Source organism: Plesiomonas sp. ZOR0011 (assembly GCF_000800945.1).
GTDB classification, from domain to species: Bacteria; Pseudomonadota; Gammaproteobacteria; order Enterobacterales; family CAMTGL01; genus Plesiomonas; species Plesiomonas shigelloides.
The window spans coordinates 38260-57109 of sequence record NZ_JRKB01000062.1 but is presented as its reverse complement, the minus strand read 5'-3'; the positions used below and the strand labels follow the sequence as shown (position 1 = coordinate 57109).

The window sequence follows — 18850 nt, the reverse complement described above, 5'->3', positions numbered from 1 at the left end:
TGCCTATTATGCCCGGCTACTTTATTATCGCTTTCAACCTATAGAGAATGTTATGACTCAGGCGGAAACGAACTTAGTCGAAGTTCGTCATATGAGCTTCTACCGGGGAGAACGTCCGATCTTTGAGGATATTAACCTCGTCGTGCCGCAAGGCAAAGTGACGGCGATCATGGGTCCGTCCGGGATCGGTAAAACCACGCTGCTGCGCTTGATTGCCGGCCAGCTGCAGCCCTCTGCGGGCGAGATCTGGTTTGATGGGGAGAATATCCCCGCATTGTCGCGTCGCCGTTTATATGACGTGCGGAAAAAGATGAGCATGCTGTTTCAGTCCGGGGCGTTATTCACCGATCTGAACGTGTTTGAAAACGTGGCCTTTGCGCTACGCGAGCATACCCGCTTGCCAGAAGAGTTGCTGCGTCAAGTGGTGCTGATGAAGCTGGAGTCGGTTGGACTGCGCGGCGCGGCGCAGTTGATGCCATCGGAGCTATCCGGTGGGATGGCGCGGCGTGCGGCGTTGGCACGGGCGATCGCGCTCGACCCGCAGCTGATTATGTTTGATGAGCCGTTTGCTGGCCAAGACCCGATCAACATGGGCGTTTTGGTGACGTTAATTCGTCAGCTCAATCAGTCACTGGGCCTGACTTGTATCGTGGTGTCGCATGATGTGCCGGAGGTGCTCAGCATTTCTGACTATGCTTACATCGTGGCAGAGCAGCATGTGATAGCGCAGGGATCCCCAGATACGCTGCGCGCGCATACCGATCCGCGGGTGCGTCAGTTCCTGGATGGTAAAGCCGACGGCCCCGTGCCGTTCCGCTTCCCGGCACAGGATTATCGTACGGAGTTATTCGGTTAATGGTGTTAGATTCTTTGGCTGCGCTCGGACGGCGTGGCATGCATGTATGTGGGGCGTTTGGCCGTGCCGGTCTGATGCTATTTGGCGCGCTAGTGGGGCGCCCGCAACCGGCTAAGCAATTCCCGCTGTTGCTGCGTCAGCTGTATAGCGTGGGCGTGCAATCGCTGCTGATTATTATCGTGTCTGGCCTTTTTATCGGGATGGTGCTGGCGCTGCAGGGCTACATCATTTTGGTGGATTTCGGCGCTGAAACCAGCCTTGGTCAGATGGTGGCGTTATCGTTGTTCCGTGAGCTTGGGCCGGTGGTTACGGCCTTGCTGTTTGCTGGGCGCGCGGGCTCGGCGCTAACGGCCGAAATCGGCTTGATGAAGGCCACCGAGCAGCTTTCTAGCTTGGAGATGATGGCGGTCGATCCGCTACGCCGAGTGATTGCGCCGCGTTTTTGGGCCGGGGTGATCAGCATGCCAATTTTGTCGATGATTTTTGTCGCCGTTGGTATTTGGGGCGGCGGCGTGGTGGGTGTCGATTGGAAAGGCATCGATCATGGCAGCTTCTGGGCGGTGATGCAGTCATCGGTTAGCTGGTCGTATGATTTACTCAACGGCCTGCTAAAGAGCGTGGTGTTTGCCATTACGGTGACCTGGATTGCGCTCTTCAATGGTTATGATGCGGTGCCGACTTCGGAAGGTATCAGTCAGGCGACCACCCGTACTGTGGTACATGCTTCGTTAGCCGTATTGGCGTTAGATTTTGTGCTTACTGCACTGATGTTTGGGAATTGATCCACATGCAGCAGAATAAACGACAAGAAATCGGGGTAGGCATTTTCATGCTTATCGGTTTGGCCGCGCTGGTATTTTTAGCCTTAAAAGTGGCCGATATTAAATCGCTGGGCAATGAGCCGACCTATCGTCTGACCGCGACATTCGATAATATCGGCAGCCTTAAAGTGCGCTCACCGGTCAAAATTGGCGGTGTGGTGGTTGGACGGGTTACCAATATTACGTTGGATACCAAAACCTATCTGCCGAAAGTCGAATTAGCGATCTTGAGCCGTTATAACGAAATTCCGGAAACCAGCTCGCTTTCTATTCGCACCGCCGGTTTATTGGGCGAACAGTATCTGTCGCTGATCCCAGGCTTTGTGGATACTGATACTGCGATGCTTAAAGATGGCGATCGTATCGAAGACACCAAGTCAGCCATGGTATTAGAAGACCTGATTGGTCAGTTCTTGTATAACAGCGGCAGCAACAGCTCCGGCTCCGGTAATACTTCCGGCGCGCACAGCGAATAATGCAGCAAAGGGCAATCTAAGAGGAGAACTCTGATGTGGAAACGATTTGTAATGCTGGCGATGTTGATCGTCGCGCCTTGGGTTCAAGCACAGGCTGCGGATGCCACTAATCCTTATACGCTGATGAATCAGGTGGCAGATGAACTGTTTGCCAATTTGAAAAGTGCACAGCCACAGATTAAGCAAAACCCGAATCTGCTCAAAGATATCGTGCGCAAAGATCTGATGCCGCATGTGCATGTGCGTTATGCCGGCTCATTAGTGCTGGGGCGTTATTTTAAAGAAGCCAGCGAAGCGCAGCGTACCGCTTACTTTGCGGCTTTCGAGCGTTATTTAGTGCAGTCTTATGCGCAAGTACTGACCTTGTACAGCAACCAGAAAGTACAAATTGAACCCGCTAAGCCATTGGGTGACAGCAACATCATCTCGATTCGGGTGGATGTGTTGGAGCCGGGCAAACCGGCTACCCGTTTGGATTTCAAATGGCGTAAAAACACCAAGACCGGTGAATGGCAAGCCTATGACATGATTGCCGAAGGCGTCAGCATGATCACCACCAAACAAGGTGAGTGGGCGGGCATTTTGCGCACCGGTGGTATTGAAGCCCTGACCAAGCAACTGGATCAGGCGGCCGCGACGCCGATTACCCTGAAATAAAGGCGGTAAGATGGCAGAACGTCTTCTCTGGCGCAGCGAGGCTGCGCCACATTTCGCGTTGGAAGGTGAGCTAGATCGGGAAACCCTGCTTTCCCTGTGGCCGCAACGCGAAAAACTGCTACCGGCGGGTGAGTCGGTACTCGACCTGAGCCGGTTGAGTCGGATAGACTCTGCCGGCCTTGCTTTTTTAATGACCCTGCTGGTGGACGCCGAGCGCCGTGGTAGCCAGTGCCGCTTGGTACAGGTTCCGCTGGCGATGCAAACGCTGATTAGCTTGTCCAACCTGACTGAGATAATGGCACCGTACATGCCATCCGGCACTAACTGAGAGCTTGCTATGGATACCAACGAGATTAAACAAGTATTGATGTCCGCTTTGGCACTGGATGACGCTTATGTCACCGGCGATGGCAGTCATTTCCAAGTGATTGCGGTCAGTGCCCAGTTTGCCGATATGAGCCGGGTCAAAAAACAACAAACCGTCTATGGCCCCTTAATGGACTACATTGCGGATAACCGCATTCATGCGCTGTCGATTAAGGCATTAACCCCTGATGAATGGCAGCGTGAGCGCAAATTCTTGCTGCCGAGCTAGCTGACTGAGAGCTGTCTGAATGGATAAATTTCGAGTAAAAGGGCCGACCCGCCTGAGCGGCGAGGTTAACATCTCTGGTGCCAAGAATGCGGCGCTGCCAATCCTGTTCGCGGCCCTGCTGGCCGAAGAGCCGGTAGAGATCCAAAACGTGCCTCACCTGCGTGACATTGACACCACCATGAAGCTGCTGCGTCAGCTGGGGGCGAAAGTCGAGCGTAATGGTTCGGTGCACGTTGATGCGAGCCAAGTAAACGAGTTTTGTGCACCGTACGATCTGGTGAAAACCATGCGAGCTTCTATTTGGGCATTAGGCCCATTGGTTGCGCGTTTCGGTCGTGGTCAGGTTTCTTTACCGGGCGGCTGCGCGATTGGTGCGCGTCCGGTGGATCTGCACATCGCGGGCTTGCAACAGCTGGGCGCGGAGATCCGTCTGGAAGAAGGCTATGTGAAAGCGTCGGTAAACGGTCGTCTGACCGGTGCCCACATCGTGATGGACAAAGTCAGTGTCGGTGCCACCGTGACCATCATGAGCGCCGCAACGCTGGCCACCGGTACCACAGTGATTGAAAACGCCGCGCGTGAGCCGGAAATTGTCGATACTGCTGATTTCCTCAATACCTTGGGCGCGAAAATCACCGGAGCCGGTACTGATCGCATCACCATCGAAGGGGTTGAGCGTCTGGGTGGCGGTGTACACCGCGTGGTGCCTGATCGTATTGAAACCGGTACTTTCTTGATTGCCGCGGCTATTTCTGGCGGTAAAGTGATCTGCCGTCATGCTAAGCCTGATACGCTGGATGCCGTACTGGCCAAACTGCGTGAAGCTGGCGCTAAGATTGAAACTGGGGCTGATTGGATCAGCATCGATACCGAAGGCCGTCGTCTGAAAGCGGTGAATATCCGCACCGCGCCACACCCAGGTTTCCCGACCGACATGCAAGCACAGTTTACCTTGCTGAACATGGTCGCCGAAGGCACTGGTGTTATCACCGAAACTATCTTCGAAAACCGCTTTATGCACGTTCCTGAACTGATGCGAATGGGCGCGCATGCCGAGATTGAAGGTAACACCGTGATTAGCCAAGGCGTTGAGACATTGAGCCCGGCGCAAGTGATGGCGACCGATCTGCGCGCGTCAGCCAGTTTAGTACTGGCCGGTTGTATCGCCTCTGGGGTGACCGAGGTGGATCGGATTTATCACATCGACCGCGGCTATGAGCGTATCGAAGATAAATTGCGCGGTTTAGGCGCCAATATTGAGCGCGTGAAAGTCGACGCGTAATGACTGCGTTATGGCGTCGGAGGTTCAATACCGAGCCACTCAAAGCCAATAAAAAAGCCACCGCTGCGGTGGCTTTTTTTATGCTGTCGTTTTATGGCGTTTACGTTCGATGGCCGTGAGGGCTAGCGTGCGCTTAATGAATTGGGTATTCGGTGATGGTGACCGGTAAGGTCATCTCTTTACCGTCACGGATAATGCTCACCGGTACTTCTGAGCCGGGGCGGATCTCCGCAACCTGATCCATCACGCCCACGGCACTGACGGCCGGTTTGCCATCAATGGCCGTGACGATATCGCGCACATGCAAGCCGGCTTTGGCGCCGGGGCCATTTTCATCCAGCCCAGCAATCATGATGCCCTGAATGCGCTCCATGCTAAAACTCTGGGTGGTCGAAGGCACAATTTCACGCCCTTGCACGCCGATATAGCCGCGGATCACCCGACCATCACGGATCAGCTTATGCATGATTTTGGTGGCCAGCGCGACCGGAATAGCAAAACCAATCCCTTCGGCGGCCTCACCGGAGTTGCTCTTATCGAGGCTCAAGGTGTTAATTCCGACCAGTTCACCAAGGCTGTTGACCAACGCGCCGCCGGAGTTACCGCGGTTAATTGAGGCATCGGTCTGCAAAAAGTTTTGGCGGCCAAAGGTGCTCAAACCAATCCGACCGGTGGCACTGATAATGCCTTGGGTGATGGTTTGGCCGAGGTTGTAGGGGTTGCCTATCGCCAGCACCACATCGCCAATGCGTGCTGGACGCTCAGCATTCAGTGGAATTTGCGGCAAGTTAGTGGCGTCGATTTTCAGTACCGCCAGATCAGTCATGGTATCGGAGCCCACTAACATGGCTTCATACACGCGGCCATCTTGTAAGGCGACAATGATTTGATCGGCGCTACTGATCACGTGTTGGTTAGTCAGGATATAACCGCGCGGATCCATGATAACCCCAGAGCCTAAGTTGCGGATTCCGAGAGTTTGATCTTGGGTATTTTGTCCCATGCTGCGGTTATACACATTGACCACTGCTGGCGCTGCTGCGCGTACCGCCGAGTTAAAACTCATGGGCTCTGCACCCATCGAAAGATGCGGTGAGGGCAAGGGTATGGCACTTTTACGCAGCTCAGGATAGAGCCAGAGGATCAGCAGGGCAGCGAGCACACCCAGAACTATTGCTTTTAGCAGCTTTGCAACCATAGGGGCCGTGATGATGTCGTGTGAGATGAGAATAAGTGTCAGGATACCACGCGGGTATCCTGACACGGGAGGAGATTAACGCAGCAGAATATACAAAGAGGCATCGCCACGCTGAATATTCATGGCAATCACAGGCGGTTTGCTGTCTAGGATCTTACGCAGTTCGCCTAAGTTCTTCACTTGCTGACGGTTAATACCGATGATGATATCGCCATCTTGCAAGCCGATCCGCGCCGCAGGTGAACCTTTGGCTACTTTGGTGATCTGCACGCCGTGTACATCGCCTTTGCTGTAATTCAGCAAATCAGCGCCTTCCAGACCCGGATACAGGTTAGACGCGTTGGTCTGCTCCTGATCGTTTTGCGCCAGTGTCACATTGGTATCAATGTTCTTACCGTCACGCATCAGGCCCAGTTTCACGGTCTTGCCCGCACCCATGGTGGCGATCTTAGCGCGCATTTCGGCAAAGCTAGTGATGGGTTGACCATCCATCGCCACAATCACGTCACCGGCTTTGATACCGGCTTTGGCCGCAGCTGAGTTCGGTACCACTTCGCTGACGAATGCACCTTTTTGCGCGTTAACGTCAAATGCTTGGGCCAGATCTGGGTTTAACTCACCGCCTTTGATTCCCAGCATGCCACGACGAACGCCGCCGAACTGGATGATCTGATCAACCAAGTTTTTGGCCATGGTGCTTGGAATGGCAAAGCCAATACCAACGTTACCGCCGCTTGGCGCTAAGATCGCGGTGTTAATCCCGATCAACTCACCGTTCAAGTTCAGCAGCGCACCACCGGAGTTACCTTGGTTGATGGCAGCATCGGTCTGGATGAAGTTTTCAAAGTTCTCCAGATTCAGACCAGTTCGGCCAAGCGCAGAGATAATCCCTGAGGTTACTGTCTGCCCTAAACCAAACGGGTTACCGACGGCCACGGCAAAGTCACCGACGCGCAGATTGTCAGAGTTAGCAATCTTAATCGCAGTCAGATTTTTTGGATTTTCCACTTGCAGCAGCGCAATGTCAGACTGCTTGTCTGCACCAATCAGCTTGGCCTTCAGCTCGCGGCCATCTTTCAGTTGTACGCTGATTTTATCCGCACCATTAATGACATGGTTGTTGGTGATGATATAGCCTTTGGCGGCATCAATGATCACCCCTGAGCCCAAACCACGAAACGGTTTCTGGCTGGATTGCTCGGTCGGAAAATCCGGTCCGAAGAAGAATTTGAACTCTTCTGGCAGACGTTGGCGTTGTACTTGAGTCCCTTCCACTGAAATACCGACCACGGCCGGCAGTACTTTTTCCAGCATCGGCGCCAGACTGGGTACTGCTTGTCCATCTACGGTAGCCGGTAGAGCGGCCAAGGCCGGCGCCGGACTCATGGATAAGCCTAAACTTAATGTTAAAGCACTCAGCAACAGCACGGGTTTTTTCATACACACACTCAATTAAAACGAAAACAGGGAAAAATACATACAATCGCTAGTATGACTGTCTGCTTCCAATTTAGTTCAATTAGTGACCTACGCTTTTTTTCCGCTTAGCAAACCGGAGTGCTCATCGGAGTAATCCCGCGGCATGCTGATAGGCGCCTGATCGTTATCGGCTTCGGTCAGACGATAGCGAAATGGGTTATCTTGCTTTGGCTGCTCAGGCAGCAATTGATTGGAGGTCTTGGCCATGTGCTGGTACAGCTTGCGGTAATCGTTAGCCATGTTGTCCAGCAGCTCGGCGCTATGGGCAAAGTGATCGGTCAGCTCCTGACGGTACTGCTCCAATTCATACTTATTTTTTTCCAATTCGGATTGCATTTTCTTTTGCTTACGCAGATCCGTTTGGGTCAGACGGGCCAGTACAAAACCGGCAGCCAGGCCGAGGATAAAAATCAGCGCACTCATCCAAGTCATAATTACTCCTAGTGAAAACCGAGCTTAATCAGCAGGGTGGTAATGGTGTCACTATACCTGCTCTTACCTGCAGCGTGGTACTATAAGTGACATCTTTTAGTGTGACGGATAGCACGCTAAGGACTATAACCAAAATAAATCAGGAAGTGGTCAGACATATGGATGTGACTAAGCCCAGCGCCCTGTTTCAGCAGGCGCTTACTCGCCATCATTATCAGGCAGACAGTGCGCAATTGCAGGCCATCGCGGCACTGGATCGGCTTTTCATGCAGTTACAACAGCGCCAGCATCATCCGGTACACCCTGAGCGGATTTCGTGGCTGCGGCGCTGGTTACCGGGGCGCGGGCAGCACTCTGCACCGGTCGTTAATCGGCTGCGAGGGGTCTATTTATGGGGCGGTGTCGGGCGCGGTAAGACGTGGCTGATGGAAGTGTTCTATCAAGCGCTTCCCGGTGAACGTAAGCTGCGTCAGCATTTCCATCGCTTCATGTATGACTTACATCATGAGCTGACATTAAAAAAAGGCCAAGAAGACCCGCTGCACAAAATTGCCCAAAGCTTAGCGGCGCGCTATGACGTTATTTGCTTTGATGAGTGCATGGTGACCGACATCACCGATGCCATGCTGCTGGGGCGTCTGTTTACCTATCTGTTTGCCGAAGGGGTAGTGCTGGTTACCACTTCGAATGTCGCGCCGGATGATCTGTACCGTAATGGTCTGCAGCGCGCGCGTTTTTTGCCGGCCATCGCGCAAATTAAACAGCATTGCGAAGTTTTGAATGTGGATGCGGGGTTGGATTATCGCCTGCGCACCTTACAGCAAGCCTCCATTTATCACTGGCCACTTAGCCATAACGCCAGCGCGCAGATGCAACAGTGCTTTACGCAGTTGACTGGAGAAAGCGCACTAGTCAGTGAGCACTCACTGCATGTGCTGCACATTCATCATCGTCCATTACCGGTATTGGCGGCGCAGGCTGGCGTGGTGATGGTGGAATTTGCCGAACTGTGCCAAAAAGCGCGCAGTCCGGCTGATTATATTGAGCTAGCGCGCCAGTTTCATACCGTGCTGTTGGTCAATGTGCGCACGATGAATAGTGAGCAAGAAGATACCGCGCGCCGATTTTTAGCGTTGGTCGATGAATTTTATGCACATCGCGTAAAATTAATTATTTCGGCAGAAACAGCGCAAAATCAGCTCTATCAGGGAAATTTATTAACTTTTGAGTACCAACGATGCTATTCCCGCTTGCAGGAGATGCAGAGCTTAGATTATCTTGCGCAGCCTCATGGGGTTTAACTGGCAAAGTGATGTAAAAAATAGTCGATTTTATCGGCGCTCTTCACTATAATCCTCCGACCCCACGTTACATTGGTAGTCCCCGCCAATACGGTGCTAGCAAACGCAACTCGAAGGGGTTGTTGTGCAGCATGTGAGCGTGAATCTTCATCATTCCCGACGTTGATTCACCGGGTGTAACTTTTTTATTGGGTAAGCTATTTCATGAAAACTTTTGTAGCTAAACCAGAAACCGTTAAGCGCGACTGGTATGTAGTAGACGCAAACGGCAAGACTCTGGGTCGTCTGGCGACCGAGCTGGCTCGTCGTCTGCGCGGCAAGCACAAGGCGGAATACACTCCGCACGTTGATACTGGTGATTACATCATCGTTCTGAACGCTGACAAAGTTGCCGTAACTGGTAACAAGCGTTCTGATAAGATCTATTACCGTCACAGCGGTTATGTAGGTGGCATGAAGTCCGCTACCTTCGAAGAAATGATCGCCAAGCATCCAGAGCGCGTGATCGAAATCGCTGTTAAGGGCATGCTGCCAAAAGGTCCTCTGGGCCGTGCCATGTTCCGTAAGCTGAAAGTGTACGCTGGCGCTGAGCACAACCACGCAGCACAGCAACCACAAGTTCTGGACATCTAATACGGGATCAAGGCAATGGCAGAGAATCAATACTACGGCACTGGCCGTCGCAAAAGCTCTTCCGCACGCGTCTTTATCAAGCCGGGTAGCGGTAAAATCGTAATCAACCAGCGTAGTCTGGATCAGTACTTCGGCCGTCCAACTGCCCGCATGGTAGTTCGTCAGCCGCTGGAACTGGTTGAGATGAGCGAGAAGCTGGACCTGTACATCACCGTAGTTGGTGGTGGTATCTCTGGTCAAGCGGGCGCCATCCGTCACGGTATCACCCGTGCTCTGATGCAATACGACGAGACTCTTCGTCCTGCTCTGCGTGCAGCTGGCTTCGTTACACGTGACGCTCGTCGCGTTGAACGTAAGAAAGTGGGTCTGCGCAAAGCACGTCGTCGTCCACAGTTCTCCAAGCGTTAATCTATACTGCTTCGGCAGTTACGATTATCCTCAAAAAGCTCGACTTCGGTCGGGCTTTTTTGTATCCATAAATGTTGCAAAAAGGTTTTAATAACTTGTCAAAAAGTGTTGTTTTTCTTATTATCTGCCTGACTTTTGCAATTATGAGAAACACATGCTAGTCGATTGTTAAAATCAGGCCGGCAGCGTTTCTTCATCAGGCAGCAATGATACCGCAGGGATAGATAACAATAACCAAGCGGGAGCGATGGGAGATAGAGGGATGAACAATGCGCCTGTAAACAGCAGTCGCCGGCGTTTTCTTACCGTGGCCACGGGCGTTGTCGGTGGTGTCGGTGCGGTTTTTGCGGCAGTCCCCTTCATCAAATCCTGGAATCCCAGTGCTAAGGCTAAAGCGGCTGGTGCACCGGTACAGGTCGATATCAGTAAACTGGAAGAAGGTCAGCTGATTCGGGTGGAATGGCGCGGTAAGCCGGTATGGCTGGTTCGCCGCCCGCAGGCAGTACTGCAAGAGCTGGCCAGCCATGATGGCAAACTGCGCGATCCGGCGTCCGCCGAACCTCAGCAACCTGACTATGCACAAAATGCGTACCGCTCGGTAAAACCGGATATTTTTGTCGCGGTGGGGATCTGTACGCACTTAGGCTGCTCACCGAGTTATGTGCCGGAGGGATTTGGCGTACAGGTGGAAGGGGTGCAGTCCGGCTTTTTGTGCCCATGCCACGGCTCGAAATTTGATATGGCCGGACGGGTCTTTCAGGGCGTTCCCGCGCCACTGAATCTGATGATCCCGCCGTATAAGTTTGTGGATGACAACACCATCCTCATTGGCGTAGATGACAATGGAGTGGCTGCGTAAATGAATAAGTTGCTCGACTGGATCAACGCGCGGATCCCGCTCACCGCCACTTATAACAAGCATGTGGGTGAGTATCCGGCGCCGAAAAACTTCAACTTCTGGTACTTCTTCGGCTCACTGGCGATGTTGGTATTGGTCAATCAGATTATCACTGGGATCTGGCTGACCATGAACTACAACCCGTCGGCGGAAGGGGCGTTTGCCTCCATTGAATACATCATGCGTGATGTGGAATATGGCTGGCTGCTGCGTTACATGCACTCTACTGGAGCCTCGTTTTTCTTTATCGTGGTCTATCTACACATGTTCCGCGGCCTGATTTATGGCTCCTACCAAAAGCCACGTGAGCTGCTGTGGATCTTCGGCATGCTACTGTTTTTGGTGCTGATGGCGGAAGCCTTCATGGGCTATCTGTTGCCGTGGGGCCAGATGTCGTTCTGGGGCGCACAGGTGATCATTTCGCTGTTCGGTGCGATCCCGGGGATCGGCGATGCGCTAACGTTGTGGATCCGCGGTGATTACGTGATCTCGGGCGTGACCTTGAACCGCTTTTTTGCGCTGCACGTGATAGCACTGCCTTTAGTGTTGGTGCTGCTGGTGTTCCTGCACATCGTGGCGCTGCATGAGGTAGGGTCGAACAACCCTGATGGTATTGAGATCAAGAAAAACAAAGATGAAAACGGTTGGCCAAAAGACGCCATTCCTTTCCATCCGTACTACACCGTCAAAGATATCATGGGTGTTGCTGGCTTCTTGTTCTTCTTTTGCTACGTGATTTTCTTCAACCCAGAGATGGGGGGTTATTTCCTTGAACCGCCTAACTTTGAAGCTGCTAACGGCCTGAAAACACCTCCGCACATTGCGCCGGTGTGGTACTTCACCCCGTTCTACGCCATCTTGCGGGCGATCCCCGATAAATTATTAGGGGTCGTGATGATGGGGCTGTCGATTGCGGTGCTGTTCTTGCTGCCGTGGATCGATCGCGGCAAGGTGCGCTCATTCCGTTACCGCAGCCGTTTCCATACCCTGAATATCGGGATGTTTGTGATTAGTTTTATCGCTCTTGGCATTCTCGGTACGTTACCGGCGACACCGCTGTATACCCTGTTATCGCAGATTTTTACCCTGTGTTATTTCATGTTCTTTGTCTTGCTGTTCTTCTACAGCAAAAGTGAACGGACTAAACCGCTGCCAGAACGGGTGACTTTCAAATGAAAACATGGATTGTGATGTGTCTGGCCTTATTCTGCGCGGCTCCGCTCTCGGCGGCGGAGACCGGTGTGGCGTTAATGCGGGCCAATAATGATTTAACCGATAAAGCCTCGCTACAAAATGGCGCGCGCCTGTTTATGAATTATTGCGCGGGGTGTCACTCCACCAAATATCAGCGTTATGAACGGGTCGCGACCGACTTGGGGATCCCGCCGGAGCTGATGAAGCAAAACCTGATCTTTGATAATCAGGCCAAAATAGGCGATCTGATGACCAATGCCATGCCGGAGAAAAATGCCGCCGGTTGGTTTGGTGCGCCGCCACCGGATTTGACCTTGGAAGCGCGTTTACGTAGCCCCGATTGGATTTATACCTATTTGCATTCGTTCTATGCCGACCCAGCTCGGCCATTTGGGGTGAATAACACCTTGTTCCCGAACGTGGGAATGCCGCATGTACTGGAAGAGCTGCAAGGGTCGCCGGAAGCGGTGGTCGAGATGCATGAAGTGGGCGGTCAACCGCACGCGGTGGTGATTGGTACTAAGATCGTACGCCAAGGCGAAATGAACGCCGAAGAGTATGATCAAGCGGTGCGGGATATTACCAATTTCTTGGAATATTCCGGCGAACCCATGAAGCAACAGCGTAAGCAAATTGGCTACTGGGTGTTTGCATTTTTGGTGGTATTTTTTATCCTCGCCTACTTGCTGAAAAAGGAATACTGGCGCGACGTACACTAATTATGCGAAACTGGTGCCTGTTTTTCGGTTTATCCGATCGGCATGGGGGCTTGGGCCCCCTTTTGCCGTTTGTGTATTTGAGTTAAGTGGAGGGTTGAATGGCTATCGCAGCTAACAAACGCTCGGTGATGACGCTATTTTCTGGTGCAACCGATATTTTCAGTCATCAAGTTCGCATTGTTCTGGCCGAGAAAGGCGTGAGCGTGGAAATTGAGCAGGTTGATGCCGAGCATCTGCCGGAAGACTTGCTGGATCTGAATCCGTACAACTCCGTACCGACACTGGTTGATCGTGAATTGGTGCTGTATAACGCACGCATCATCATGGAATACCTGGACGAGCGCTTCCCGCATCCTCCACTGATGCCGGTTTACCCGGTAGCGCGTGGCCAGAGCCGTCAGATGATGTACCGTATCGAACAAGATTGGTACAGTCTGCTGGACAAGATTGAGCAGGGAACTCCGGTAGAAGCCGACGCAGCGCGTAAGCAACTGCGTGAAGAGCTGCTGGCAATTGCGCCGGTATTCAATGAATTCCCATACTTCATGAGCGAAGAGTTCAGTCTGGTGGATTGCTATCTGGCTCCGCTGTTGTGGCGTTTGCCGGTACTGGGTATCGACCTGATTGGTCCGGGTTCAAAAGAAATTAAAGGCTACATGACTCGCGTTTTCGAACGTGATGCCTTTTTGGCCGCCCTGACCGAGTCTGAGCGTGAGATGCGTTTGCACGGTAAGGTGTAACTGATGGAGTTAACCCAGATGAAACCTCGCCGACCGTATCTGGTTCGTGCGTATTATGACTGGCTGCTGGACAATAATTTAACCCCGCATCTGGTGGTGGACGCCATGTTGCCGGGAGTACAGGTGCCGATGGACTTTGTCCGTGACGGGCAGATCGTACTGAACATTGCTCCGCGGGCGGTAGGAAATCTGGAACTGGGCAACGACGCTATTCGCTTCAATGCCCGTTTTGGCGGTATTCCGCAACAAGTCGATGTGCCGATGGCGGCTGTTCTGGCGCTGTATGCGCGTGAAAACGGCGCTGGTACACTGTTTGAGCCGGAAGTTGCCTATGATCTTCCGGATGAAGACGAGTTTGCGGCGGCGGCAGAAGAAGAAGCGTCGGCCAATGCCGAGCCGAATCTGGTGCTGGTCGAAGAGCTGGCCGGTGATGATAACGGGCCAGATGATGAGCCGCCACGTCCGCGTGGTCGTCCGACTCTACGCGTAGTGAAATAACTCACTGTGTGATAAACCGAAACCGTCCGGTGCCGGTTGTGCGGTGTTATCTGCGCATGCAACAAGAAATCCGGACAATAAAAAATGCAGCCTAATGGGCTGCATTTTTTTTAGGTCGGCGCACTTACGTTAACTTAATTGGCTCGTGCTTAATGAATTTGCGCTTAATTCACTTGTACTTAATTCACCTTAATTTACATAGTCGAACACTTTGACTACCCGCTTCACGCCACTGACGTTACGGGCAATATTGGTGGCCGCGTCGGCTTCTGCGCGGGTCAGTTTACCAATCAAGAACACTTCCCCGTTTTCGGTGGTGACCTTCACATTGCTGGCTTTGACCTTGTCACTGCCGAGCAGCTGAGAGCGCACTTTGGTGGTGATCCAAGTGTCATTAGAGATGGTGCCGAAGCTGATTGGTTTACCAACACGGATCTCGTTATACACTGCCGTTACTCCTTGAACGCCGGCCGCAATCTGGCCGGCGTGTTTGGCCAGCTCCGCAGTTGGCGTTTCGCCGACTAACAGTACGCGGCCTTCATAGGCCGTTGGGAGTACGCGGGCTTCTTTTTTCAACTGGGCATCTTTGCTCAGGGCATCGCTGACGCGCAGCTCCAGTGTTTCATCGTCAATCTGGCCGCCGACACTGCGTGGATCGGTGGCCACTTTGCCGGCCACTGCCGCGCCGCCGACGATAACGGCGCCGACACAACCTTGCAAGGCAAAGGCCAGCAGTACAATGGCCAGTTTAGCGGTGATGCGCATGGAGGCTCTCCTTGAAATGGGCTGAAATTAATCGTCCTGATGCGGGAACAAGGTCCGGTCAATCAGATCGCACAGGCAGTTCAGGGTCAGCATATGCATCTCCTGAATGCGAGACTGGCGGTGGGACGGAATGCGGATCTCCACATCCTGCTCACCCAATAAACCGGCCAGAATACCGCCGTCATAGCCGGTCAGGGCAATGATGGTCATATCACGGGTGACCGCAGCTTCCACCGCTTTGACGATATCTTTGCTGTTTCCCTTGGTGGAGATGGCCAGCAGAATATCGCCATTTTGACCTAACGCGCGTACTTGCTTGGAGTAGATCTCGGTTTGCAAGTCATCATTGCCGATAGCGGTCAGCATGATGCTGTCCGCCGTCAGGGCGATCGCCGGCAAGCTTGGACGCTCGGTTTCATAGCGATTCACCAGACATGCGGTAAAGTGCTGAGCATTGGCCGCCGAGGCACCATTGCCGCAGCAAAGAATTTTATTGCCGTTTAACAGGCACTGCGCCATCACCAGAGCGGCGCGGGCAATGGCATCTGGCAGAGCTTCAGCCGCGGCTATTTGGGTTTGAATGCTTTCGGTAAAGCAGGCTTTGATTTGTTCTAACATAGTGTCTGTTAATGGTAGTGTAAGATGTTCTGATACCAGCTAATACGGGCATCCGGCCCATCAAATGCCACAATATCAAAGCGGCAATTGGCGGTATCGATACTTTGTCCGCGTTGATGCAACCAAACTGACGCGCTGTGATACAAGCGACGTTGTTTGGTTGGCGTGACGCTGTCGACGGCAGAGCCTAAATGAGCATGGCGACGGTAGCGGACTTCGACGAAAACCCAATCATACCCATCAAGCATGATCAGATCCAATTCACCGCCGCGCAGCGTGACGTTGGCGGCGATGAATTGCAGCCCCTGCTGTTCGAGATACAGGCGCGCACGTTGTTCAAACTGCGCGCCTAAAGCCCGGCGGGAGAGGCTCACTGAGCCTGAGGATCGGCCACGGTGGTGGCCGCAGGTGGCGTGGTGCTATCGAGCGGCGCGTTCACCGGCAGTTCACCGGTTGGTGCGTTGGCGGCGGCGTTAGGATCGACACTCATCGATACTGGCAGCAGCCCTCCGTTCTGATAGCGCAGCCAGTTCAGCTGACGGTGCACGGTGCAGTTTTCACTGGCACTGAGCAGACCGGTCTGACCGGCAACCTGATAGCCACTGACCTGGCGCAGTTCATTGAAGTGGCTGGCCAGAGTCCAAGCATCCATCCCCATGGCGTACAGGCGGGACAGCGAGTAGTCCGGATTGCTCCAGATCTGGCTGACACGCTGCGCGGCCGGTGAGTTTGGAATGGTCAGCATCGGGATATCGCTGAATTGCACGCCATCCATCTCCAGACGAAAATCTGGGCCATTACCGGCCTGATTGCTGCGTGAGCTGGTGTACAGCGCCGGACGCTGCTGACCGCTTAGCAGTGAGGCATCGATAAACGGCTTGAGCAGTGACAGCTCATCAGGGGTAGTGACCAGATAGATAGCATCGATGGCACCGCGGTTGGCATCAGCGCTTAAGGATACCCCCAGCACTTGGCGCAGGATGTCAGCTTTGCCTTGGCTACGCAGGCTTTGGTTGATGCTCTGGCGCAGTGCGACGGTATCACCAAAATATTGCACGGTCGGCTCACTGCCGCTCAGCTGTTGCCACTGACGACGAAACGCATTGGCGACGCGCTGGCCAAACGGATTACCCGGCACCAGTACCAACGGGGTACGTTGGCCTTGATCCCAGATATGCTGCGCCGCATCGGCGGCTTCATCTTCTGGCGACAGGGCGTAGTAGCAGATGCTGTTATTGGCCGGTGGGTTTTCCGGCTGGTTTAATGCCAGCACCGACATATCGGCCGGTAATTGCATTTTCAGCAGTTCATCGACCCGGTTTTTCAACAGCGGACCGACCAAGGTACGCACCCCTTCTTGCTGGGCTTGCTGAATGATGGCCGGCAGCGGTTTGCTGGCGGTGTCGTACACTTGTACGCGGGTATTCGGGTTACGACTGCTGTCATCCAGCATCCCAGCCATGAAGCCTTGGCGAATGGCATCGCCCAGCGCTTGGTTTTGGCCGCTGACTGGCAGCAACAGACCGATGGCATCCATGGTGGAAGCCGGTAGCGTCAGGTATTGGTTAAGCTGAGTCGGTAAAGTCAGCGCGGCTGGATGTTTCGGGAAGCGCGCTTTCCAATCGGCAATACCGGCTTTCAGTTGTGGCAGGTTATAGCGGTTTTCCTGATACACCCGCGCCAAGTCGAGCCAACCGAGCAAAATGGTTTCTTGCGGGCTGATCACTGCTTGTGCCAGTTCGCTGGCCGGTGCCTGACTTAGCACTTGCCAAGTTTGGTCTAGATTGGCCTGCTTTTGCTCTGGGCTGGTGAGGTACTCGGAAAGTGCGATATGATCACGCACGGATTCAATGATATTCCCTTTGGCGTCATCCACGGCGATACGCGTCTGGTAATAGCGCATCTTTTGCAGTGGCGTCAGCATGGCCACATTCAGCTCCGCCAAGTATTTGCTGGCGGCGGGCATGTTGTTTTTGGCCACGTCCAGCTCAGCACGTAACAGCAGCATTTCATGGCGCTGTACATCGCTTAGCGGCTCTTGTACCGCAGTTAAGGTTTGTTCGGCTTGTGGCAGGTTTTTCTCTTTGAGCAGCGCCTGTACCGCCAACAACTGCCACGTGGCTTTATCTTTCGCGCTGCTGGTGGCAGCTTGCTGCAGATAATAGGCCGACGAAGCCAATTGCTCGATACCCGGCACATTGCCAGAGCCTGATTGTTGTGGCGCTTGACAGGCTGCCAGAGCAAAGGCCATGAAAAGCGGTAAAATTACGCGTCTTGCATTGACGCCGGAGCATAAAGAGGGAAGCATGGGCATTCCAGTCACGTTTCTTCCTAGAGACGGTTAATCTTAAATCGGCAATGAAGTCTATACAATGAAAGCTACCGAACAATCTTTCATCACTCCGGCAACTCTGTACATAGTTCCCACGCCAATTGGTAACTTAGAAGACATTACTCAACGGGCACTGAATGTATTACAGCAGGTCGATCTTATTGCCGCTGAAGATACCCGTCATAGTGGATTATTGTTACAACATTTTGGCATACAAGCGCGCTTTTTTGCGCTGCATGATCATAATGAGCAACAAAAAGCGGAAGTGCTGGTGGAAAAACTGTGCCAAGGCCACAGTATTGCACTGATTTCCGATGCCGGTACGCCGCTGATCAGTGATCCCGGTTTCCATCTGGTGCGTCGTTGCCGTGAAGCGGGGGTGAAAGTGGTGCCGCTGCCAGGGCCGTGCGCGGCAATTGCGGCATTGAGCGCCTCGGGAATTGCCTCCGATCGTTTTTGCTTTGAAGGCTTTTTACCGGCGAAGACCAAAGGGCGTCAGGATACGCTGCGTGCCGTTGTGGAAGAGCCGCGCACGTTGATTTTCTACGAATCGACCCACCGTCTGCTCGATAGCCTGCAAGATATGGTCACCGTGCTGGGCGCTGAGCGTTATGTGGTGCTGGCCCGTGAGCTAACCAAAACTTGGGAAACCATCCATGGTGCACCGGTTGGTGAATTGCTGGCTTGGGTGCAAGAAGATGAAGTGCGTCGCCGTGGTGAGATGGTGCTGATTGTGGAAGGTGCAAAACCGGCCGAAGAGGATGCGTTGTCAGCAGCGGTGATCAAGACCTTGACCTTGTTGGCGCAAGAGTTACCGCTGAAAAAAGCGGCGGCGTTAACCGCTGAGATCCACGGGGTGAAGAAAAATGCCCTGTACCGTTATGGGCTGGATTACTTGAGTGAGTGATTTCAGTGCGCTTTACACTGGCGCTGTGATCGCTTTCTCGT

The 18850-nt window shown here is 53.2% G+C and carries 23 protein-coding genes; 16 read left to right on the top strand and 7 right to left on the bottom strand.

Annotation, left to right across the window (positions count from 1 at the left end; translation table 11 throughout):
• Nucleotides 1–52 precede the first annotated feature (52 nt).
• From mlaF to murA, 7 genes are read left to right on the top strand one after another with little or no spacing between them, the layout of a single operon-like run.
• Nucleotides 53–856 carry a phospholipid ABC transporter ATP-binding protein MlaF gene (gene mlaF, locus L975_RS11105; RefSeq protein ID WP_010862653.1) on the top strand — a complete coding sequence of 268 codons (804 nt, stop codon included), beginning with the start codon at nucleotides 53–55 and terminating at the stop codon, nucleotides 854–856.
• Nucleotides 856–1638, top strand: coding sequence for a lipid asymmetry maintenance ABC transporter permease subunit MlaE (gene mlaE / locus L975_RS11100; RefSeq protein ID WP_010862652.1), 783 nt, complete (start codon nucleotides 856–858; stop codon nucleotides 1636–1638). Before mlaF ends, mlaE begins: the two co-directional genes overlap by 1 nt.
• A gap of 5 nt (nucleotides 1639–1643) precedes the next feature.
• On the top strand, nucleotides 1644–2153 hold the full coding sequence (gene mlaD, locus L975_RS11095) for an outer membrane lipid asymmetry maintenance protein MlaD (protein WP_010862651.1): 510 nt from the start codon (nucleotides 1644–1646) through the stop codon (nucleotides 2151–2153).
• A 33-nt stretch (nucleotides 2154–2186) separates the two neighbouring features.
• Complete coding sequence (gene mlaC, locus L975_RS11090; RefSeq protein ID WP_010862650.1) at nucleotides 2187–2810, top strand: phospholipid-binding protein MlaC; 624 nt, start codon at nucleotides 2187–2189, stop codon at nucleotides 2808–2810.
• Nucleotides 2811–2820: 10 nt separating this feature from the next.
• Complete coding sequence (locus L975_RS11085; protein ID WP_010862649.1) at nucleotides 2821–3138, top strand: lipid asymmetry maintenance protein MlaB; 318 nt, start codon at nucleotides 2821–2823, stop codon at nucleotides 3136–3138.
• Between the two features lie 9 nt (nucleotides 3139–3147).
• Nucleotides 3148–3405, top strand: coding sequence for a BolA family iron metabolism protein IbaG (gene ibaG, locus L975_RS11080; RefSeq protein WP_010862648.1), 258 nt, complete (start codon nucleotides 3148–3150; stop codon nucleotides 3403–3405).
• Nucleotides 3406–3424: 19 nt separating this feature from the next.
• Nucleotides 3425–4687 (top strand): UDP-N-acetylglucosamine 1-carboxyvinyltransferase, encoded by a 1263-nt coding sequence (gene murA / locus L975_RS11075; protein WP_010862647.1) that lies wholly within the window; start codon nucleotides 3425–3427, stop codon nucleotides 4685–4687.
• A gap of 133 nt (nucleotides 4688–4820) precedes the next feature.
• On the opposite strand, the gene degS is transcribed toward murA, so the two are convergent.
• From degS to zapG, 3 genes are all read right to left on the bottom strand, one after another.
• Nucleotides 4821–5885 carry an outer membrane-stress sensor serine endopeptidase DegS gene (gene degS, locus L975_RS11070; protein ID WP_047708688.1) on the bottom strand — a complete coding sequence of 355 codons (1065 nt, stop codon included), beginning with the start codon at nucleotides 5883–5885 and terminating at the stop codon, nucleotides 4821–4823.
• A 75-nt stretch (nucleotides 5886–5960) separates the two neighbouring features.
• A complete protein-coding gene (locus L975_RS11065) occupies nucleotides 5961–7325 on the bottom strand; it encodes a Do family serine endopeptidase (RefSeq protein ID WP_039046489.1) in 1365 nt (454 codons plus the stop codon).
• Nucleotides 7326–7412: 87 nt separating this feature from the next.
• Complete coding sequence (zapG, locus tag L975_RS11060) at nucleotides 7413–7796, bottom strand: Z-ring associated protein ZapG (protein WP_010862644.1); 384 nt, start codon at nucleotides 7794–7796, stop codon at nucleotides 7413–7415.
• 158 nt (nucleotides 7797–7954) lie between these two features.
• On the opposite strand from zapG, the gene zapE reads away from it, so the two are divergent.
• The 8 genes from zapE (at nucleotide 7955) to sspB (ending at nucleotide 14187) form a co-directional block, all read left to right on the top strand.
• Nucleotides 7955–9097 carry a cell division protein ZapE gene (gene zapE, locus L975_RS11055; protein WP_047708686.1) on the top strand — a complete coding sequence of 381 codons (1143 nt, stop codon included), beginning with the start codon at nucleotides 7955–7957 and terminating at the stop codon, nucleotides 9095–9097.
• 204 nt (nucleotides 9098–9301) lie between these two features.
• Nucleotides 9302–9730, top strand: a complete 429-nt coding sequence (rplM, locus tag L975_RS11050; protein WP_010862642.1) for a 50S ribosomal protein L13 — start codon at nucleotides 9302–9304, stop codon at nucleotides 9728–9730.
• A 15-nt stretch (nucleotides 9731–9745) separates the two neighbouring features.
• Nucleotides 9746–10138 carry a 30S ribosomal protein S9 gene (gene rpsI / locus L975_RS11045; protein ID WP_010862641.1) on the top strand — a complete coding sequence of 131 codons (393 nt, stop codon included), beginning with the start codon at nucleotides 9746–9748 and terminating at the stop codon, nucleotides 10136–10138.
• Nucleotides 10139–10400: 262 nt separating this feature from the next.
• Complete coding sequence (gene petA / locus L975_RS11040; RefSeq protein WP_010862640.1) at nucleotides 10401–10997, top strand: ubiquinol-cytochrome c reductase iron-sulfur subunit; 597 nt, start codon at nucleotides 10401–10403, stop codon at nucleotides 10995–10997.
• Nucleotides 10998–12212 carry a cytochrome bc complex cytochrome b subunit gene (locus tag L975_RS11035; RefSeq protein ID WP_039046491.1) on the top strand — a complete coding sequence of 405 codons (1215 nt, stop codon included), beginning with the start codon at nucleotides 10998–11000 and terminating at the stop codon, nucleotides 12210–12212.
• Nucleotides 12209–12949 carry a cytochrome c1 gene (locus L975_RS11030; RefSeq protein ID WP_039046492.1) on the top strand — a complete coding sequence of 247 codons (741 nt, stop codon included), beginning with the start codon at nucleotides 12209–12211 and terminating at the stop codon, nucleotides 12947–12949. The genes L975_RS11035 and L975_RS11030 overlap by 4 nt, the downstream gene beginning before the upstream one ends.
• A gap of 98 nt (nucleotides 12950–13047) precedes the next feature.
• Nucleotides 13048–13689 carry a stringent starvation protein SspA gene (gene sspA / locus L975_RS11025; protein WP_010862637.1) on the top strand — a complete coding sequence of 214 codons (642 nt, stop codon included), beginning with the start codon at nucleotides 13048–13050 and terminating at the stop codon, nucleotides 13687–13689.
• 3 nt (nucleotides 13690–13692) lie between these two features.
• Nucleotides 13693–14187, top strand: a complete 495-nt coding sequence (sspB, locus tag L975_RS11020) for a ClpXP protease specificity-enhancing factor (protein ID WP_010862636.1) — start codon at nucleotides 13693–13695, stop codon at nucleotides 14185–14187.
• A 189-nt stretch (nucleotides 14188–14376) separates the two neighbouring features.
• Here sspB and dolP read toward each other — a convergent pair whose 3' ends face one another.
• From dolP to L975_RS11000, 4 genes are read right to left on the bottom strand one after another with little or no spacing between them, the layout of a single operon-like run.
• Nucleotides 14377–14952: a division/outer membrane stress-associated lipid-binding lipoprotein gene (gene dolP, locus L975_RS11015; RefSeq protein WP_039046493.1), complete on the bottom strand. Its 576-nt coding sequence runs from the start codon at nucleotides 14950–14952 to the stop codon at nucleotides 14377–14379.
• Nucleotides 14953–14979: 27 nt separating this feature from the next.
• Nucleotides 14980–15570 carry a DnaA initiator-associating protein DiaA gene (gene diaA / locus L975_RS11010; RefSeq protein WP_010862634.1) on the bottom strand — a complete coding sequence of 197 codons (591 nt, stop codon included), beginning with the start codon at nucleotides 15568–15570 and terminating at the stop codon, nucleotides 14980–14982.
• An 8-nt stretch (nucleotides 15571–15578) separates the two neighbouring features.
• Nucleotides 15579–15944, bottom strand: a complete 366-nt coding sequence (locus tag L975_RS11005; protein WP_039046494.1) for a YraN family protein — start codon at nucleotides 15942–15944, stop codon at nucleotides 15579–15581.
• Nucleotides 15941–17878 carry a penicillin-binding protein activator gene (locus L975_RS11000; RefSeq protein WP_081995677.1) on the bottom strand — a complete coding sequence of 646 codons (1938 nt, stop codon included), beginning with the start codon at nucleotides 17876–17878 and terminating at the stop codon, nucleotides 15941–15943. Before L975_RS11000 ends, L975_RS11005 begins: the two co-directional genes overlap by 4 nt.
• A 64-nt stretch (nucleotides 17879–17942) precedes the next feature.
• On the opposite strand from L975_RS11000, the gene rsmI reads away from it, so the two are divergent.
• On the top strand, nucleotides 17943–18809 hold the full coding sequence (rsmI, locus tag L975_RS10995) for a 16S rRNA (cytidine(1402)-2'-O)-methyltransferase (RefSeq protein ID WP_039046495.1): 867 nt from the start codon (nucleotides 17943–17945) through the stop codon (nucleotides 18807–18809).
• Nucleotides 18810–18850 lie beyond the last annotated feature (41 nt).